The organism is Scandinavium sp. M-37 (assembly GCF_043558715.1).
Classification (GTDB): domain Bacteria; phylum Pseudomonadota; class Gammaproteobacteria; order Enterobacterales; family Enterobacteriaceae; genus Scandinavium; species Scandinavium vulneris_A.
In genome coordinates this window covers 18,019-36,237 of record NZ_JBIGIN010000044.1, presented here as the reverse complement: position 1 = coordinate 36,237, position 18,219 = coordinate 18,019, and the positions used below count along the sequence as shown (strand labels likewise).

Genomic DNA, 18,219 nt, shown 5'->3' with positions numbered 1-18,219 from the left:
GGTAAAACGTGCTTTTTTCATAGAAATCTCCCCGATTCAGATTACGAGAAATTCTACTTATAAACACACCGTTTTTTCGGGGGGATTACCGTCGCATTCAATCAGGGTTACAGCAAAGCGATCGCAGAAGTCAGCCAGATCAAGAAAGTCTGTCGCGGCGCTAAAGGGAATAGAGAGTAAATCGCAGTCGGAATTGAGGATGGTCATAGATTGAGCTCCGCCAGGTGATGTCTTCAAAGGCACAGACGCGTCTTTGTGTCGTCAGTAAGGTTGTTCAGGAGACCAATCCCGGCACCCGTTTTTTACAGGTACAGAAGGAGAATACTGCGATAGCCAGAAGCCGACAAGGGGTATTACTGGAACCAAGGTCTCACTATGAGATGTAATTGCTTTCGGCTGGTTACATCATTTAAATCAATTGGTTGTGTATCTTTATCCGCCCGATGTCTTGCCTGTGATGACAGTCGAGCTTCAGGATGAATGGTCGCAGGATGAGGGGGAATGCTTGCGCGTCGAGTTTTAGTCCGTTTTGAGTGAAATAGAAGCATTCGCACCCTGATAATTACACTTTGAGCAGAAGGTGAGATCAAAGAGGCGCGGGAGGCGTACGTAAGCAGTAGGTGACAATAGCCCCCTTTACAGGAGGGATTGTCAAAAGCCACCTTCTTAGAAGGTGGTCTTGTTCTTATAGAAAAATAGCTATCAGTGGAAAGCTGACATGAGCTCTTTGTTTTCCTCGATAACAGCCTCTACAGCTTGCTCCAACAGCGTACCGCTTGTGATCAGCGGGTTGAGCACCAGCGCACGCCAGGCAGTGTGACGGTTTCCGGTGATGGCCGCTTCGATGGTGAGCTGTTCGAAGTTTTTCATTAACTGCAGCAGACGTAATGTGTCTTCTGGGAAAGCAGCCACATTCAGCGGCAGCGGCCCTGAGCGCGTGATAACAGAACTGACTTCCACCGCACAGTCATCCGGAAGACCGTTGATTGCACCGTTATTGCGGGTATTAACGTGCATGATGATGCGTTTGTCATTGTGGATTGCGCTCATCAACTCGCAGGCCGCTTCGGAGTAGTACTGTCCTCCTCGCCCTTCCAGCGCTTTTGGTTTTTCCGCCAGTTCCGGATTTTTGTAGATCTCAAACAGTTCATGCTCCAGCGCTTTAACGACTTCACCGCGGGTCCCCTCGCCGTTGGCCTCCCCGACCTCTTGCTTCAAGATATCGTCTTTCATGTAGTAGTAACGAAGGTAGGCGCAAGGGATCATTCTCAGCCCTTTCAGTACATGAGCAGGCCAGGTAAACGGCGGAATATTGCGGGGAACTAGCGGATCATTACCAGCAATGATCTCATCGATTACGTCGTCGAGCTTGTCCTTACCGTTTTGCAGGATCTGACGGGCAAAAATAAAGTGATTGAGTCCTGCCACCTGCATGATGAAATCGTTTGAGCCACCCAGCAGTTTTGTCACGCCCTTCTGCATGATCACCGGCACGTTGCACAGCCCGACCGCTTTAATTTTGGTGTGGCGCAGAATGGCCTCTGTCACCATTCCCGACGGATTAGTGAAGTTCAGCAACCATGCGTCTGGGCATACTGTTTCCATTTCACGGGCAATCTCCAGCGCAATCGGAATGGTTCTGCAGGCATTCGCAAAGCCGCCAAGACCGTTGGTCTCCTGGCCAATCATGCCAAATTTCAGCGCTATTCGTTCATCGCTAATCCTGGCATCCAGGCAGCCTGCACGGAACTGCGAGCAGACATAATCAGCACCAGTGAGGGCCACCCGGCGGTCGAGGCTCTCATGAACGCTGACGTCCAGCCCTGCTTTTTTAAGCATCCGGCGTGCAAGATTGGCAATGATCGCCATCTTTTCACGACCATCTTCGATATCAACCATCCACAGCTCGCGCAAAGGCAGTTCAGTGGTACGGTTGATGAGACCTTCGATAAGCTCCGGGGTATAGCTAGATCCCGCACCGATGATAACGACTTTCAGTTCAGACATGACAACCTCATTAAAATGATTAACTCATTATCATTAGAAAGATTCGGTTCTGGCCTGACAAACGAATAAAAATCTATAATGCATTAAAATGATTAATCCATAGGTCGCCTGATGCTGGAACAACAAAGTACCCTCGCCCTGCTGCAAAGCTTTGAGATTGCCGCCAGACATATGAGTTTTACCCTTGCGGCAAAAGAGTTAAATCTCACTCAGGGAGCGATGAGCCACAGGATCCGCCTGCTTGAATCGCAGCTAGGTTTCCGCGTTTTTGTCCGCATGACGCGAAAGTTGGCATTAACCGAAGAAGGTGAGCGCCTGCTTGCCACTCTGAACTATTCCCTGCGTGCTATTAATGATGAAATTGAAGATATCCGCAGCCAGTCGCTGAGAGGTACGCTGCACATTGGCGTCGCACCGACCTTTGCACAGTGCTGGCTTATGGCTCGACTCCCTGTATTTCAGGCGCAATGGCCCGGGATTAACCTCAAGGTCAAAGTGCGTGCCGGGATCATGGAATTTCACGATGAGCGTGTTGATTTAGCTATCTATTATGGTGCTAGTCGCCACGCGGATTTACATCAGGAACAATTGTTTGATGAAGTGCTCGTGCCGGTATGTTCTCCGCGTTATCTGCAGCTGAATCCGGATATCAGCGCGGAGGGTTTAAGCCAGGCCTGCTTTATCCATACCAGCGAATCTACAGACAATCAGGATCCTTTCTCGGAGTGGCGAATCTGGAACGACGTCAACGGGCAGGAGATTCCTTACAAAAGAAGGCATTACAGCTTTAATCATTATCATATGGCCATCCAGGCTGCGGAAAGCGGAATGGGGGTGATGATGGGAAGAAAAACGCTAATTCAGCCGCAGCTGCAGAGTGGACAGTTGATAGCACTTAGCGCGGTTCCTGTACCTTCAGGTATGAGCTATGACCTGATTTACCCCAGTGAAAACAGAGACAGGATCCGCTGCCGGGCCTTTATTGATTTTTTACATCAGCAGAGAGAACAAGCAACCTAACAGCCGACTGAATGACAAAAAAGGAGCCAGTATAGATATCGAAAATTATTGTACGTTAAGCTTATTTTTGTATTCCTTGGCTGCGGTAAGGGAGCTTGGCTACATCGACAGGCAGCTTTGGAGCAAGGAGCGGACGAGCTAATTGAGCTGAAGATCCGCTGTGAGTGAAAAGCGGACAACTTATACTCCCTCTCTTATTAAACTTGACCCGAAACGCGCGGAATGTGACCCCTTTGCAGCGACTTAATTGCCCGATAATCGCTACAATTAGTCATCGGGTCATGCCAGCCATGACTTATACAACTTTAAAAGCGTTCGGGAGAACACAAAATGAAAATTACTCAGATCCGTAATGCAACCCAGATCCTCGAATATGCAGGTAAGAAATTCCTTATTGATCCCATGCTTTCTGCTAAAGATGCATGGGAAGGTTTTGAAGGAACGGCTCGCTCAGAAATTCGCAATCCTATGGTGGAATTACCTCTGGATATAAGCTCACTGCTTGATGTGGATGCAATTATTATTACCCACACGCATCCGGATCACTGGGATCTGGCTGCTGCAGATATTGTGCCGAAGGATAAGTTGATTTATGTCCAGAATGAGAGCGATAAATCACAGCTGTGTGCTCAGGGTTTTACTAATCTGGTTATTCTGAGCGAAACCAGCCGCTTCGAAGATATTGAACTGATAAAGACAGCATGCCAGCACGGTTCAGATGAAGCCTATGCCAACCCGCAGATGGCCGAAATTCTTGGGGATGCCAGTGGTGTTGTTTTCCGTCATCCAGCAGAAAAAACCTTATATCTTGTTGGTGACTCTATCTGGGTGAAAACCGTGGAAGAGAACATGCGCAAATATATGCCGGGTGTGTTGATAATGAACACGGGTTGGGCTCATGTTCTGGGCTATGGCGCAATCATATTTGGTAAAGAAGATATTTTGAAGGCGCACTTTGTATTGCCTGAAGCCAAAATTGTTGCCACCCACATGGATGCTGTTAACCACTGTCTGACTACGCGACAGGAAGTTCTGGAATATGCGATTATTAACCATATTCAGGATTACGTTTCAGCCCCTGCAGACGGTGAGTCTGTCTCGCTCTGACGGTAATCGACCACCCGGGAGTTAAGATGTCTGCAATTTCAGTTGCCATACTAGTGACCCAAGGATTCAGTACTTATCATGTATCCGTTCCGCTTATCCTTTTTGGCGATACCATTAGCGATCAGCGGCTTTTTACCCGCGTAATATGCGCTGAAAAGCCGGGTCTCGTCTGGTCTGAGGAAGGAACGGCAATCCAGGCCGATCATGGTCTGGAGATGCTAACGCAGGTTGATATCGTCATTGTGCCCTTCTGGGGAGATGTGCGAAAACGACCAGCCAGCTCTCTGCTCGACGCTCTGGTAAAAGCCCGCGAAGCGGGAGTCCAGATAGTAGGCTTGTGTTTGGGCACTTTCGTACTGGCTTATGCAGGCTTGCTGGACGGGCATATGGCAGCAACTCACTGGGAATATGAGGACGATTTTCGGGAGCTGTTTCCTTCCGTTCATTTAAATCTTAATGAACTCTATGTTGATGACGATGGCCTGACAACATCGGCAGGAACAGCTGCGGCAATGGATTGTTGTCTGTATATTATTCGTCAACGTGTTGGCAGCCTGGCGGCTAATAGCATTGCCCGCAGGATGGTCTCGCCACCTCACCGAGAAGGTGGCCAGGCACAGTATATTAATCATCACGTCACGCAAAAGACTGCCAACTGTAGAATTAATACGGTGCTTGATTACCTACTACAGAATCTTCAGGAGCTGCACGATATTAATTCTCTGGCCGAATACGCCTCAATGAGCCGCAGGACGCTGACACGACACTTCACGAAAGCAACCGGTATGTCCATCGTTGAGTGGATTACAGCGGCGCGTCTGCATAAGAGTCAGGAGTTGCTGGAGAATATGGATATTCCAATAGAACAGGTTGCCGAAAAAGCGGGATTTCAGTCTGCCGCAACGTTCAGATTGCAATTTAGGGAAAAATTCGGTGTCAGCCCCAGAGAGTGGCGTAAAACATTTCGTAATGCATAACAAATTAATATAATTATGACAATGGATGTCATCATCGATATATTTTATTTTTTCACTTAAGGTAATGCTTAAATTCAAGGATGGTAAAGAGATTGAAACCGCGCTCACTCTCTACACAGCCCTCCAACCCCACATAAACAAAAAAGCCGGACAACGCGTTATAGACGTTATCCGGCTTTTCGATTTTATGCGGGAAAATTACAGCGCAGGTTCCAGAATACTAATTCGGCTTTCCAGCACGTCACCTTTTACCGCTTCGCTCCACGCTTTCATGTGCGCGGTTTGCAGATGGGCTTCCAGATGGGCGACGGTTTCCCACTGCTCAACCATGGTGATGGAGTCCGGGGCGGTGGCCTGGAAGCTCACGCCTGCGGCGTGGTCGACCATTGGCGCGTAGCCGTGGCAGCCTTCTTCCTTCAGCACGGTCGGAATGATTTTCGCGAACTGATCCAGTACGGCCTGACGGTGGTGCTGACCAGGACGGGTACGGATCTCAGCAATAACAGTTAACATGATAGTCGTACTCCTTTTTATGCAGACCTTCAGTTAAGCAAAAATCTCGGCAAGATGCTTGCGATATTCTGCTACATAGCGCGGAACGTCAGGCATTTTAATCACGTCGTTGGCGATGAACGTCGGCAGCGCATCCATGCCCAGGAACTGGTTGGCTTTATGGAACGGCAGATAAACGCCGTCCACGCCCACGCCGTGGAAGAACTGGTCTTCTTCGGTGAACGCTTCCATCGGCGCGTTCCAGGTCAGGGACAGCATGTATGTTTTGCCCTGAATCAGCCCGCCGGAGCCGTATTTTTGGCTGGCGTCCGACCGGGTACGTCCATCGCTGGCATACAGCGAACCGTGGCCTTCGGTGAATACGTCGTCGATGTATTTTTTCACGGTCCACGGCGCGCCCATCCACCAGCCCGGCATCTGCCAGATAATGGTGTCGGCCCACAGGAAGTTCTGCACTTCTGCCTTCACGTCGTAATCGCTGTCAGCGCGAACAACACGGACTTCATGCCCGGCGTCGCGCAGGAAACCATCCGCGACCTCGGTCATGGTGTCGTTCAACTGGCCGTTGGAATGACCGAATTTTTTACCGCCGTTAATAATCAGGATGTTGCTCATCGTTGTGCCTCAGGAACTGAAAATGTGCATCAGTGTAACCCCTGGACTGAAACGATTAAATTAGCAAAATGTGCAAAGTCTTTTGCGATTTTAGCAATAATGGCGTTACCAGCTGATGCGGGCGATAAATCCTCCTGCGGGGGCGTTACTGAACACCGCATGCATCTGATGCAGGGCGGCGATACGCTGCACAATGGATAACCCCAGGCCGCTGCCCGGTTCATCTTGTCCGGGTGGACGATAAAAACGTTCGCCGACGCGGGCGAGGGCATCGGGGCTTATCCCCGGGCCGTTATCCTGCACCGTGAAACCGTGGGCATCGAGCGTGACGTCCACGGTGCTGCCGCGCGGGCTGTAACGCACCGCGTTATCGAGCAAATTACGCACCAGTAAACCCAACAGCAGGGCCTGACCTCGGCGCGTCACGTCCGGGGCGTTGATGTGAAGCCGCAGCTCAATGCCCGCCTGCTGCGCCGGGTGGTAAATATCCATCACCGACGATTGCAGCAGGTCACCCATCGGCAGCTGTTCCACGTCGTCCAGCTCAGCCAGCGAATCGAGGCGCGATAAGGTCAGCAACTGCTCAACTAACCGTGTCGCCCGGTCGATCCCGGCATGCAGTTGAGACAGCGCTTTCACCCGGCTGTCAGGATCGTCCATCGACAACTGCGCGACTTCGGTTTGTACTTTCAGCGCGGTCAGCGGGCTGCGCAGTTCATGGGCGGCATCCGAGGTAAAACGCCGCTCGCGTAAGATCATACTATGTGAACGGATAAACAGCTGATTGAGGGCGTCCACCAGCGGACGTACCTCGCCCGGCACGCCGTGCGTGCTCAGCTGTTCGTCCGATCCCGGGGTGCGATGTTGCAGGGTGCGGGTTAGCTTTTTCAGCGGGGCCAGTTCGCGGCTCAGGAGCAGGGTCAGCAACAGCACCATCAGCGGGAGCGCCACCAGCCACGGCGCGAGCTGCGAGGTCACGATATCCAGCGCCATCTCCTGGCGATATTCCCACTCCTGGCCGACCACGATCCGGTATTTTTCATCGGCGGTGGTTATCCATAACAAACGCCATTCGTCGTCGTCATTATTAATGCGCCCGTCGTCAAACCCTTCGCGGCGATAGGTGTAGGGAATGTCTTGCCCGTTATCGCCGTCGTTCAGCACCATCCGTCCGTCGGAGGTGTAAATGGCGAACGCCAGCGCGTCGTCGTCGAGGTGTCCGTGCTTAATCTTTTTTTTGGTGCGCAGCTGCGGGGTGATGACGTGCAGCTCGTTGAAATCCATGGCACTCAGGCGCTTGGCAAACAGCATCTGCTGGGTATCAAACAGCTTGTCGAGCTTATGGCTGGTTTGCTGCCAGGCGATAAAACTGGCGCAGCTCCAGGCGACCAGGGTCAGCACAATAAACAGCAGCGTGAGGCGCAGGCGCAGGCTCAGATGGCGCAGAAATATCATTTAGTCATTACTCAGGGTGTAGCCGATCCCGTGTACGGTTCGGATAAAATGGCTGCCAAGCTTGCGGCGCAGGTGATGCACGTGAACCTCCACGGCGTTGCTGGAAACGTCATCATCCCAGTTATACAGCTTCTCTTCGATAAGCTTACGCGGCAGCACGCGCCCGGCGTTACGCATCAGCAGTTCGAGCAGGGCGAACTCTTTTGGTTTGAGCGTTAGCGGTTCATCGTTCAGGGTGGCGGTCAGGCTATCGGGATTGAGCGTTACCGGGCCGTGATGCAGGGCGTTGCTGGCCTGGCCGTGGACGCGGCGGATCAGGGCTTCGAGGCGGGCGGCGACCTCAATTAGCGCGAACGGTTTACACAGGTAGTCATCGGCCCCTAACCGTAGGCCTTCCACGCGCTGGGCGAGGGCGTCGCGCGCGGTGAGGATCAGCACCGGCTCTTTGCGTCCTTCCGCACGCCAGTCGCGCAGGATCTCCAGCCCGTCGATGCCGGGCAGCGTCAGGTCGAGGATCACCGCATCATACGGGGCGGTGTAGAGCGCGGCTCTGCCTTCCTCCCCGCGCGTGAACCAGTCCAGCGTAAAGCCCATTTTGACAAGCCCAGTCTTCAGCCCGTCGCCAATCAGCTTGTCGTCTTCTACCAGTAAAATTCGCATCCGTTCGCCCCCCGTTGATACCGATAATCACCGCCAGTAAACCCGCGCGAAGCCGCGCTGTACAGCAAAAAATAATCTTTTTCCGCCTTAAGAAGTCGTTAAGTTTTATCCTGTTTAATGAGTCACTGAATCGTCTCTAAGGGAGAAAATACGATGAAGAAAACATTAGCAGTTGCGGCCATTGTGGCCCTGATGTCAGCCCCTGTTTTTGCCGCTAACACCCAGGGTGGCTTTACCGGTCCGGGTTCAACCGCCACGACAACCAGCCAGGGCGGCGGGTTCGCCGGGCCAAACGGCAGCGTCACCACCGTTGAGAAAGCAAAATCGATGCGCGATGACGCCTGGGTTACGCTGCGCGGCAATATCACCGAGCGACTTTCTGACGACGTTTACACCTTCAAAGATGCCACCGGCACCGTGAACGTCGATATCGACCATAAACGCTGGAATGGCGTGACCATCACCCCGCAGGATGTGGTCGAGATTCAGGGCGAAGTCGATAAAGACTGGAACTCGGTTGAAATCGACGTGAAGCAAATCAACAAAGTCAGCAAGTAATCCTCCGTACCGCTGCATTCGCAGCGGTAAAACCGCTTCCCCCTGTGACTCAGCGCGTCAGATAAGGTACTATCGGCGGCAATATTGCCCGCTGTATGGCCGGGCGAATTTGTTGAGGAAACACAGTTAATGAGCGATATGGCAGAGCGCCTTGCGCTACATGAGTTTACGGAAAAAGCGTACCTTGACTACTCCATGTACGTCATCATGGACCGCGCATTGCCGTTTATCGGCGATGGCCTGAAACCGGTACAGCGCCGCATTGTTTACGCAATGTCCGAGCTGGGGCTGAGCGCCAGCGCCAAATTCAAGAAATCCGCCCGTACGGTCGGCGACGTGCTGGGTAAATACCATCCGCACGGCGACAGCGCCTGTTATGAAGCCATGGTGCTGATGGCGCAGCCGTTCTCCTATCGTTATCCGCTGGTCGATGGTCAGGGGAACTGGGGTGCGCCGGACGATCCGAAGTCCTTCGCCGCGATGCGTTACACCGAATCCCGTCTGTCGAAATATGCCGAAGTGCTGCTGGGCGAACTGGGTCAGGGCACCGTTGACTGGCTGCCAAACTTCGACGGCACCTTGCAGGAACCGCGCATGTTACCCGCGCGCCTGCCGAATATTCTGCTCAACGGCACCACCGGGATCGCGGTGGGCATGGCGACGGATATTCCACCGCATAACGTGCGTGAAGTGGCGAAAGCGGCAATCACCCTGATTGAACAGCCGAAAACCACACTCGACGAACTGCTCGATATCGTGCAGGGGCCGGACTATCCGACCGAAGCGGAAATCATCACCCCGCGTGCCGATATTCGTAAAATTTACCAGACCGGCCGTGGCTCCGTGCGGATGCGTGCGGTATGGAAGAAAGAAGACGGTGCGGTGGTGATTACCGCGCTGCCACACCAGGTTTCCGGCGCGCGCGTGCTGGAGCAAATCGCCAGCCAGATGCGTAATAAAAAGCTGCCGATGGTCGATGACCTGCGTGACGAATCGGATCACGAAAACCCGACTCGTCTGGTTATCGTCCCGCGCTCCAATCGCGTGGATATGGAGCAGGTGATGAATCACCTGTTTGCCACTACCGATCTGGAAAAAAGCTACCGTATCAACATGAACATGATCGGTCTGGATAACCGTCCGCAGGTGAAAAACCTGCTGGAAATCCTCACCGAATGGTTGGCATTCCGTCGTGATACCGTCAGCCGCCGCCTGAATCATCGCCTCGAGAAAGTGCTCAAGCGCCTGCATATCCTTGAAGGTTTGCTGGTGGCGTTCCTCAATATTGACGAAGTGATTGAAATCATTCGCAGTGAGGATGAGCCAAAACCCGCGCTGATGTCGCGCTTTGGCATCAGCGAAACCCAGGCTGAAGCTATCCTCGAACTGAAATTACGCCACCTCGCCAAACTGGAAGAGGTCAAAATTCGCGGTGAGCAAAACGACCTCGAAAAAGAGCGCGATCAGATTCAGGCGATCCTTGCTTCCGACCGTAAAATGAGCAACCTGCTGAAGAAAGAGCTGCAGGCCGATGCCGAAGCGTTTGGCGACGATCGTCGCTCTCCGCTGCGCGAGCGCGAAGAAGCCAAGGCAATGAACGAGCACGACATGCTGCCGTCTGAGCCGGTGACCATTGTGCTGTCCCAGAGCGGCTGGGTGCGTAGCGCCAAAGGCCACGACATTGACGCCAAAGGCCTGAGCTACAAAGCGGGCGACAGCTGGAAAGCGTCGGTGAAAGGCAAGAGCAACCAGCCGGTGGTGTTTGTCGATACCACCGGACGCAGCTACGCCATCGATCCGATCACGCTGCCGTCGGCGCGCGGGCAGGGCGAGCCGTTGACCGGTAAGCTGACGCTGCCGCCGGGCGCGACCGTGACCCACATGCTGATGGAAAACGACGACCAAAAACTGCTGATGGCCTCCGATGCCGGGTATGGTTTCGTGTGTACCTTCAACGATTTAGTGTCGCGTAACCGTGCGGGTAAAGCGCTGATCACCCTGCCGGATAACGCGCAGGTGATGCCGCCGCTGGTGATTGAGGACGAGTCCGACATGCTGCTGGCGATAACCCAGGCGGGCCGGATGCTGATGTTCCCGCTGAGCGATTTGCCACAGCTGTCGAAAGGCAAGGGCAACAAAATTATCGGCATTCCTTCCGCCGATGCAGCGAAGGGCGCTGACGGTCTGGCGCATCTCTACATCCTGCCGCCGCAGAGCACGCTGACCATTCATGTCGGTAAACGTAAGATCAAACTCCGTCCGGAGGAGCTGCAAAAAGTCACCGGCGAGCGTGGTCGTCGCGGCACGCTGATGCGCGGCTTACAGAAAATCGACAAGATTGACATCGACTCTCCGATGCGCCCGACCTCAAGCGCGGGCGACAGCGAAGAGTAATCCCGATGCCCCTTCCACTCGGAAGGGGCAGTAAATTTTGCGGCAAAACCGTTGTTAATTCGTGCGTTGCGATTAACAATACCCTATTAAGGGTTCTGCAAGTCATATCCCCTGGCCGGTATATAACTCTAAGCGGTTAGGTTCTCAGAGGTAGCTATGCTATTGATTTTTCGCGCAATCATCGTTGTTATTTACTGCATCCTGGTGTGCATTTTTGGCTGTATTTATTGTCTGTTCAGCCCACGTAATCCAAAACACGTTGCGACGTTTGGTCATATGTTTGGCCGACTGGCGCCTGTTTTTGGTCTGACGGTAGAAAAACGTCTACCGGAAGGGCATGAAAACTTTGGTAATGCCATCTATATCGGTAACCATCAGAACAATTACGATATGGTGACGGCGGCGAACATCGTGTTACCACCAACGGTGACCGTAGGTAAGAAAAGCCTGCTATGGGTGCCGTTTTTTGGCCTGCTGTACTGGCTGACCGGTAACCTGCTTATCGACCGTAACAACCGCTCCAAAGCGCACAGCACCATCGCCGAAGTGGTGAATGCGTTTAATAAGCGCAAGATTTCATTCTGGATGTTCCCGGAAGGCACTCGCAGCCGTGGTCGCGGCCTGCTGCCGTTCAAAACCGGCGCGTTTCATGCCGCCATTGCCGCTGGGGTACCGATTATTCCGGTATGCGTTTCCAATACATCGAATAAAATTAACCTGAACCGTCTCAATAACGGTCTGGTCATTGTTGAAATGCTGCCGCCGATTGATACCAGTCGCTGGGGTAAAGATCAGGTGCGTGAACTTGCCGCCCATTGCCGGGAAATAATGATGGCAAAAATCGCCGAGCTCGACCAGGAAGTCGCCGAACGCGAAGCAGCAAATAAGAAAAAGTAAGAGCCTTCACAGTGCTCTGTTTGGGAACGGTTTCCCTCTGTTTAGTAGTCAGTTTCATGGAGTTTATATGTCACTCAGTCGGCGTCAGTTTCTTCAGGCATCAGGGATAACGCTTTGTGCAGGCGCCGTGCCGCTGAGGGCAAACGCGGCAGGCCAGCAACCGGCATTGCCAGTCCCCCCGCTGCTCGAATCCCGCCGTGGACAGCCGCTGTTCCTTACCTTGCAACGTGCGCACTGGTCCTTCACCCAGGGCACACGTGCGCCGGTCTGGGGCGTCAACGGTCGCTATCTCGGGCCAACCATCCGCGTGTGGAACGGCGATGACGTCAAACTGATTTACAGCAACCGCCTGACTGAAAATGTGTCGATGACCATTCGCGGATTGCAGGTGCCGGGCCCGCTGATGGGCGGCGCGGCGCGGATGATGTCCCCGAATGCCGACTGGGCGCCAGTCCTGCCGATTCGCCAGAACGCCTCGACGCTGTGGTATCAGGCCAACACCCCGAATCATATGGCGCAGCAGGTCTATAACGGGCTGGCGGGCATGTGGCTGATTGAAGATGACGTCAGTAAGTCCTTACCTATTCCGAATCATTACGGCGTGGACGACTTCCCGGTGATCATTCAGGATAAGCGCCTGGATAACTTCGGCACGCCGGAATACAGCGAGCCGGGCAGTGGGGGCTTTGTCGGTGATTCGCTGATGGTCAACGGGGCGCAAAGCCCGTATGTCGAAGTGTCTCGCGGCTGGGTGCGTTTGCGCCTGCTGAACGCCTCCAACTCCCGCCGCTACCTGCTGCAAATGAGCGACGGCCGTGCTTTACACGTGATTTCCGGTGACCAGGGTTTCCTGCCCGCGCCGGTGTCGGTTAAACAGCTGTCGCTGGCCCCGGGCGAGCGCCGTGAAATTCTGGTCGACATGACCAACGGCGACGAAGTGTCGATCACCTGTGGCGAAGCGGCGAGTATCGTTGACCGTATTCGCGGCTTCTTCGAGCCGTCGAGCATTCTGATTTCAACCCTGGTGCTGACCCTTCGCCCAACCGGCCTGTTACCGCTGGTGACCGATAGCCTGCCGATGCGCCTGCTCCCGGAAGAGATAATGACCGGGACGCCAATACGCAGCCGTGATTTTACCCTCGGCGACGATCCGGGCATCAACGGCCAGCTGTGGGACCCGCAGCGTATTGACGTCACCGCCCAACAGGGGACCTGGGAGCGCTGGACGCTGCGCGCCGACAGCCCGCAGTCGTTCCATATTGAAGGGGTCATGTTCCAAATCCGTAACGTCAACGGCGCGATGCCGTTCCCGGAGGACCGGGGCTGGAAAGACACGGTCTGGATTGATGGCCAGGTTGAGCTGCTGGTGTATTACGTCCAGCCGTCGTGGCCTCACTTCCCGTTCCAGTTCGCCAGCCAGACGCTGGAGTTGGCTGACCGTGGTTCAATTGGTCAGATGCTGGTGAATCCCGCGCCGTAATCCACACGATGAAGGGGGACATATGCCCCTTCATCTTTTGCATCAATTCAGCGTATAATCCCCGCCTTTTGCAGCCTTTTTAACCACCCGGAAGCATTCATGAGCGCTATTTCCCTGATCCAACCGGATCGCTCCCTCTTCTCCTGGCCCCAGTATTGGGCGGCCTGTTTTGGCCCTGCGCCTTTTTTACCTATGTCTCGGGAAGAGATGGATCAACTTGGCTGGGACAGCTGCGACATCATCATGGTCACTGGGGACGCCTACGTTGATCATCCCAGCTTCGGGATGGCTATCTGTGGACGTATGCTGGAAGCGCAGGGCTTCCGCGTCGGGATAATCTCCCAGCCGGACTGGAACAGCAAAGAAGACTTCATGCGTCTGGGCAAACCGAATCTGTTCTTCGGCGTGACCGCAGGCAACATGGACTCAATGATCAACCGTTACACCGCCGACCGTAAGCTGCGTCACGACGATGCTTACACCGCGGATAACGTGGCGGGCAAGCGTCCGGACCGTGCCACCCTGGTCTATACCCAGCGCTGTAAAGAAGCCTGGAAAGACGTGCCGGTGATCCTCGGCGGGATTGAAGCCAGCCTGCGTCGCTCCGCGCATTACGATTATTGGTCTGATACCGTGCGCCGTTCGGTGCTGGTGGATTCCAAAGCCGACATGCTGATTTTCGGTAACGGCGAGCGTCCGCTGGTCGAAGTGGCACACCGTCTGGCGATGGGTGAAGCGGTCTCTGACATCCGCGACGTGCGTAACACCGCGATCATGGTTAAAGAAGCGCTGCCGGGCTGGACCGGGGTGGATTCCACGCGTCTGGATACGCCGGGCAAAATCGATCCGATCCCACATCCTTACGGCGAAGATCTGCCGTGCGCCGACAATAAACCCGTCGAGCCGCAAAAGGCCGAAGCCAAAGCCATCACCATCCAGCCGCCGAAGCCAAAGCCGTGGGAGAAAACCTACGTGCTGCTGCCTTCCTACGAGAAAGTGAAGGGCGACAAAGTGCTGTATGCGCACGCTTCGCGTATTCTGCACCATGAAACAAACCCAGGCTGCGCCAGGGCGATGATGCAAAAACACGGCGACCGCTATATCTGGCTGAACCCACCGGCGATCCCGCTTTCTACCGACGAAATGGATAGCGTGTTTGCGCTGCCCTACAAGCGCGTGCCGCACCCGGCGTACGGCGACAGCCGGATCCCGGCCTACGAGATGATCCGCTTCTCGGTCAACATCATGCGCGGTTGCTTCGGCGGCTGTTCGTTCTGTTCGATTACCGAGCACGAAGGCCGTATCATCCAGAGCCGCTCCGAAGAATCGATCATCAATGAGATCGAAGCCATTCGTGACACGGTTCCGGGCTTTACCGGCATTATCTCCGATCTGGGTGGCCCGACCGCTAACATGTATATGCTGCGCTGCAAATCGCCGCGCGCCGAACAGACCTGCCGTCGTCTTTCCTGCGTCTACCCGGATATTTGCCCGCACATGGACACCAACCATGAGCCGACGATCAACCTGTATCGCCGTGCCCGCGATTTGAAAGGCGTGAAGAAGATCCTCATCGCCTCCGGCGTGCGCTACGACATCGCGGTAGAAGATCCGCGCTACATCAAAGAGCTGGCGACCCACCACGTAGGTGGCTACCTGAAGATTGCCCCGGAACACACCGAGGAAGGCCCGCTGTCGAAAATGATGAAACCGGGGATGGGCAGCTACGATCGCTTTAAAGAGTTGTTCGACACCTATTCAAAACAGGCGGGGAAAGAGCAGTATCTGATCCCGTACTTCATCTCCTCGCATCCGGGCACCACCGATGAAGACATGGTAAACCTGGCGCTGTGGCTGAAGAAGAACCGCTTCCGTCTCGATCAGGTGCAGAACTTCTACCCGTCGCCGCTCGCCAACTCGACCACCATGTATTACACCGGTAAGAACCCGCTGAGTAAAATCAGTTACAAGAGTGAAGATGTGGTGGTGCCGAAGGGGGATAAACAGCGTCGTCTGCATAAAGCGCTGCTGCGTTATCATGACCCGGCGAACTGGCCATTGATTCGTCAGGCGTTGGAAACCATGGGTAAAAAACACCTGATTGGTGGTCGCCGCGAATGTCTGGTGCCATCCCCGACGCTGGACGAAATGCGTGAAGCACGTCGCCAGAATCGTAATACGCGCCCGGCGCTGACCAAGCACACGCCAATCGCCCAGCAGCGCAATCCTGGCGCACGGAAGCCAAAACCTGCCGCCAAACGCACAGTGAAGTCATAAAATAAGGCCCCGGCATCATTGTCCGGGGCCTTTCTCTTTACAGCGCAATTCAAGACGCTGAATTAAATATCATTAACAAACCGATTAATTGAGAATAAATAAACAGTTAAACCTGTGATCATCCGCAGTTATTTAAAATTAAAAATGCATGAGTTTCCAATGAGCCATGGCTTGAGTTAATTCTTATAATTAACATTAAAAAGTCATGAAATTCACTCAAGGAGATCCTGGTGCATAAATATATCATCAACCATCAATGTGTATTCAACGAGCAACAAAACGAGTTAAGAAACGTCTCTAATTCCCTGGTCATTAAAATGACAGCGATGCGTGCCAACTGTCTTCGTTTTATGATTGAGCATGCCGAGAGAGGGATTATCGATAGGCAGGCACTCACCAATGAATTATGGGGAGAAAGAGGGAAGTACGTTAATGATGCTAACCTCACCCAGATGATTTATTTGATACGCAAAGATTTGAAAGCTATCGGGATAAGCGATCTGTTGGTTACCGTTCCCCGCAGAGGTATCCAGGTTAACAGCGGTATCGCTATTGAAAAAGTTGAGATAACGCATCGTAGCACCCCAGCACATGCCAGCCTGGCAAAGCCTATCATCGTTACTTTATGTATATTATTGCTGATTGCAGCGTGTTTGTATTTTATCTAATGGGTTTATATGGCAAGGCAATACAAGCCTTGCCATTGCTTTAACATTATTTAGTCATGCCACTGACAATCTTTTGTATCTTCGTGGCGATGCTTTTCAGTATCGCTCCAGAGCATACCCCTCCAATCCCCGCGAAAACCAGAATCATGTTAAAACTTAACCCTTGCTCAATAGCAATAGCGCTCAATAAGAAACTTGTAAAACAGGAAATAATAATTTGTGTAAGGCAATTTGCCAGAAAAGGCCTGACTCCTTTGTCAGATTTTTTGTTTGTCTTAAGCAGATAACGTACAACGCCACCCCAGGCACCGGTGGCGATAACCAGAAATAAGACTTCCAGTTCAAGCAGGATGACCTTCGGTGTTGTTGCCGGATCGTAAATAGCAATACCAAACTCCTTGTGGTAATAAAGTGCACGTAAATTAATGCGTTTTCCTCTGCTCGCATAATAAAAAACACTAATTCAATATCAACTTTTGTGTTTGGCGCTATGATTGATTATCGTCGAAATGAAGACAAGGTATGCAACATGGTCACAATGTCCTCCACCATGTGGCTGCGAGGTTTTTTCTTTTTCCATGAAGCATAAATATTAATTGGTCTGAAAGTCATTTCACTCGGGGGCTGGATGATATTTATTGCGCTTTTTCTCTGGTTTTTATGAAAGACAGCAAGTTTGAGAGGAAACAACGCGATGAGTGATGTTTGTTCTATAATATTAATAATTCCTGTAATGGAATCACTTTGGTAGCTTTTAATGCGGTTACCCTGGTAAGGTGTATCTTCATTATATAAATAGCTATCGTTTGCTGCCGCGGCTGAAAATAAACTACTATGATAAATAGCATGGCGTGCAGAATAGAAATTATGAAGCGATAATTTCTCAATGCTACTAAGAAGATTGTCTCTACTGCAAATACAGCAAAAATTTTTAAAGCTATCAATCAACCTGCAGTCAATATCATTATCGGTAAAGGGAATGGGACTCACGATGAGGTCACTGTGACCCGCAAGAAGTAAGCGTTTCATTTCTTTGTGAGTTAGATTTCTGTTGGAGAAATGTTTGAATATAGTGTTCTCAAAAACCGAATTGTCATAAAGTTGCGAAAGATAATAATTTTCAACCAGATCGCCACCAAGGATAGTGATTTGATTGGCGGATAAATTATTTTGCTCGGGGGTTATCGTATTGCGGACTAACTCTATCACCTGACGAAAAGACGCATGCACCTCAAGTGCCTTCATCGTCGGGACCAGTCCCTCCTTTCCTCTGACAAACAACGCTTCATTATAAAATAATTGCAGGCGATTCAATGCCAATGACACCGCAGCGGGAGTGACAGACAGTTGCTTTGCCGCTTTGGATGCATTTCCCGCGGATATCACTGCATCCAGCACTTTTATCAGATTATAGTCAAAATCTCGACTCAAGGTTTTTTCGTTCATTAATTAAGCCTTCAAAAAAAAGCTCAATATAAGTAACATCAAAAATAAAACAAATCATTTTATATCAAAACAATATTTCATTTATGAATTAACATCATCTTACCGATTATCTTACCGTGATGCTAATACAAAAGGATTAGGGCTA

16 protein-coding genes and 1 pseudogene are annotated in these 18,219 nt (G+C 52.3%); 9 read left to right on the top strand and 8 right to left on the bottom strand.

The window, feature by feature from the left end:
- Positions 1 to 57: 57 nt before the first annotated feature.
- Together ACG0Z5_RS21645 and ACG0Z5_RS21640 are read right to left on the bottom strand one after the other, a co-directional pair.
- Entirely contained in the window at positions 58 to 207 is a 150-nt protein-coding gene (locus ACG0Z5_RS21645; RefSeq protein WP_394451063.1) for a hypothetical protein, read from the bottom strand.
- Between the two features lie 495 nt (positions 208 to 702).
- Positions 703 to 2,007 carry a 6-phospho-beta-glucosidase gene (locus ACG0Z5_RS21640; protein WP_394451061.1) on the bottom strand — a complete coding sequence of 435 codons (1,305 nt, stop codon included), beginning with the start codon at positions 2,005 to 2,007 and terminating at the stop codon, positions 703 to 705.
- A 111-nt stretch (positions 2,008 to 2,118) separates the two neighbouring features.
- Between ACG0Z5_RS21640 and ACG0Z5_RS21635 the strand changes: the two genes are divergently transcribed.
- From ACG0Z5_RS21635 to ACG0Z5_RS21625, 3 genes are all read left to right on the top strand, one after another.
- Positions 2,119 to 3,027, top strand: coding sequence for a LysR substrate-binding domain-containing protein (locus ACG0Z5_RS21635; RefSeq protein ID WP_394451059.1), 909 nt, complete (start codon positions 2,119 to 2,121; stop codon positions 3,025 to 3,027).
- 330 nt (positions 3,028 to 3,357) lie between these two features.
- Positions 3,358 to 4,134: an MBL fold metallo-hydrolase gene (locus tag ACG0Z5_RS21630; RefSeq protein WP_394451057.1), complete on the top strand. Its 777-nt coding sequence runs from the start codon at positions 3,358 to 3,360 to the stop codon at positions 4,132 to 4,134.
- Between the two features lie 26 nt (positions 4,135 to 4,160).
- Complete coding sequence (locus tag ACG0Z5_RS21625) at positions 4,161 to 5,111, top strand: GlxA family transcriptional regulator (RefSeq protein WP_394451055.1); 951 nt, start codon at positions 4,161 to 4,163, stop codon at positions 5,109 to 5,111.
- Between the two features lie 198 nt (positions 5,112 to 5,309).
- On the opposite strand, the gene ACG0Z5_RS21620 is transcribed toward ACG0Z5_RS21625, so the two are convergent.
- From ACG0Z5_RS21620 to qseB, 4 genes are all read right to left on the bottom strand, one after another.
- Positions 5,310 to 5,624: a putative quinol monooxygenase gene (locus ACG0Z5_RS21620; protein ID WP_319628655.1), complete on the bottom strand. Its 315-nt coding sequence runs from the start codon at positions 5,622 to 5,624 to the stop codon at positions 5,310 to 5,312.
- Between the two features lie 33 nt (positions 5,625 to 5,657).
- A complete protein-coding gene (locus ACG0Z5_RS21615) occupies positions 5,658 to 6,239 on the bottom strand; it encodes an NAD(P)H-dependent oxidoreductase (protein WP_394451052.1) in 582 nt (193 codons plus the stop codon).
- Positions 6,240 to 6,344: 105 nt separating this feature from the next.
- Positions 6,345 to 7,694, bottom strand: a complete 1,350-nt coding sequence (gene qseC, locus ACG0Z5_RS21610) for a quorum sensing histidine kinase QseC (RefSeq protein ID WP_394451050.1) — start codon at positions 7,692 to 7,694, stop codon at positions 6,345 to 6,347.
- On the bottom strand, positions 7,695 to 8,354 hold the full coding sequence (gene qseB / locus ACG0Z5_RS21605; RefSeq protein ID WP_319786079.1) for a quorum sensing response regulator transcription factor QseB: 660 nt from the start codon (positions 8,352 to 8,354) through the stop codon (positions 7,695 to 7,697).
- 153 nt (positions 8,355 to 8,507) lie between these two features.
- Between qseB and ACG0Z5_RS21600 the strand changes: the two genes are divergently transcribed.
- The 6 genes and pseudogenes from ACG0Z5_RS21600 (at position 8,508) to ACG0Z5_RS21575 (ending at position 16,628) form a co-directional block, all read left to right on the top strand.
- Positions 8,508 to 8,912 (top strand): YgiW/YdeI family stress tolerance OB fold protein, encoded by a 405-nt coding sequence (locus tag ACG0Z5_RS21600; protein WP_394451047.1) that lies wholly within the window; start codon positions 8,508 to 8,510, stop codon positions 8,910 to 8,912.
- A 129-nt stretch (positions 8,913 to 9,041) separates the two neighbouring features.
- Positions 9,042 to 11,306 carry a DNA topoisomerase IV subunit A gene (gene parC / locus ACG0Z5_RS21595; protein ID WP_394451045.1) on the top strand — a complete coding sequence of 755 codons (2,265 nt, stop codon included), beginning with the start codon at positions 9,042 to 9,044 and terminating at the stop codon, positions 11,304 to 11,306.
- A gap of 156 nt (positions 11,307 to 11,462) precedes the next feature.
- The gene (locus ACG0Z5_RS21590; RefSeq protein ID WP_394451043.1) at positions 11,463 to 12,203 is read left to right on the top strand and encodes a 1-acylglycerol-3-phosphate O-acyltransferase; all 741 of its coding nucleotides are present in this window, start codon (positions 11,463 to 11,465) and stop codon (positions 12,201 to 12,203) included.
- 67 nt (positions 12,204 to 12,270) lie between these two features.
- Positions 12,271 to 13,683: a cell division protein FtsP gene (ftsP, locus tag ACG0Z5_RS21585; RefSeq protein ID WP_394451041.1), complete on the top strand. Its 1,413-nt coding sequence runs from the start codon at positions 12,271 to 12,273 to the stop codon at positions 13,681 to 13,683.
- A gap of 8 nt (positions 13,684 to 13,691) precedes the next feature.
- Positions 13,692 to 15,960 (top strand): annotated as a pseudogene (locus tag ACG0Z5_RS21580) (YgiQ family radical SAM protein).
- Between the two features lie 230 nt (positions 15,961 to 16,190).
- A complete protein-coding gene (locus tag ACG0Z5_RS21575; protein WP_394451039.1) occupies positions 16,191 to 16,628 on the top strand; it encodes a transcriptional regulator in 438 nt (145 codons plus the stop codon).
- Positions 16,629 to 16,674: 46 nt separating this feature from the next.
- Here the strand turns inward: ACG0Z5_RS21575 and ACG0Z5_RS21570 are convergent, their stop codons facing one another.
- Both ACG0Z5_RS21570 and ACG0Z5_RS21565 read right to left on the bottom strand, forming a co-directional pair.
- Positions 16,675 to 17,016, bottom strand: a complete 342-nt coding sequence (locus ACG0Z5_RS21570; protein WP_394451067.1) for a phage holin family protein — start codon at positions 17,014 to 17,016, stop codon at positions 16,675 to 16,677.
- A gap of 110 nt (positions 17,017 to 17,126) precedes the next feature.
- Positions 17,127 to 18,074: a LysR family transcriptional regulator gene (locus ACG0Z5_RS21565; RefSeq protein WP_394451037.1), complete on the bottom strand. Its 948-nt coding sequence runs from the start codon at positions 18,072 to 18,074 to the stop codon at positions 17,127 to 17,129.
- Between the last annotated feature and the right edge of the window lie 145 nt (positions 18,075 to 18,219).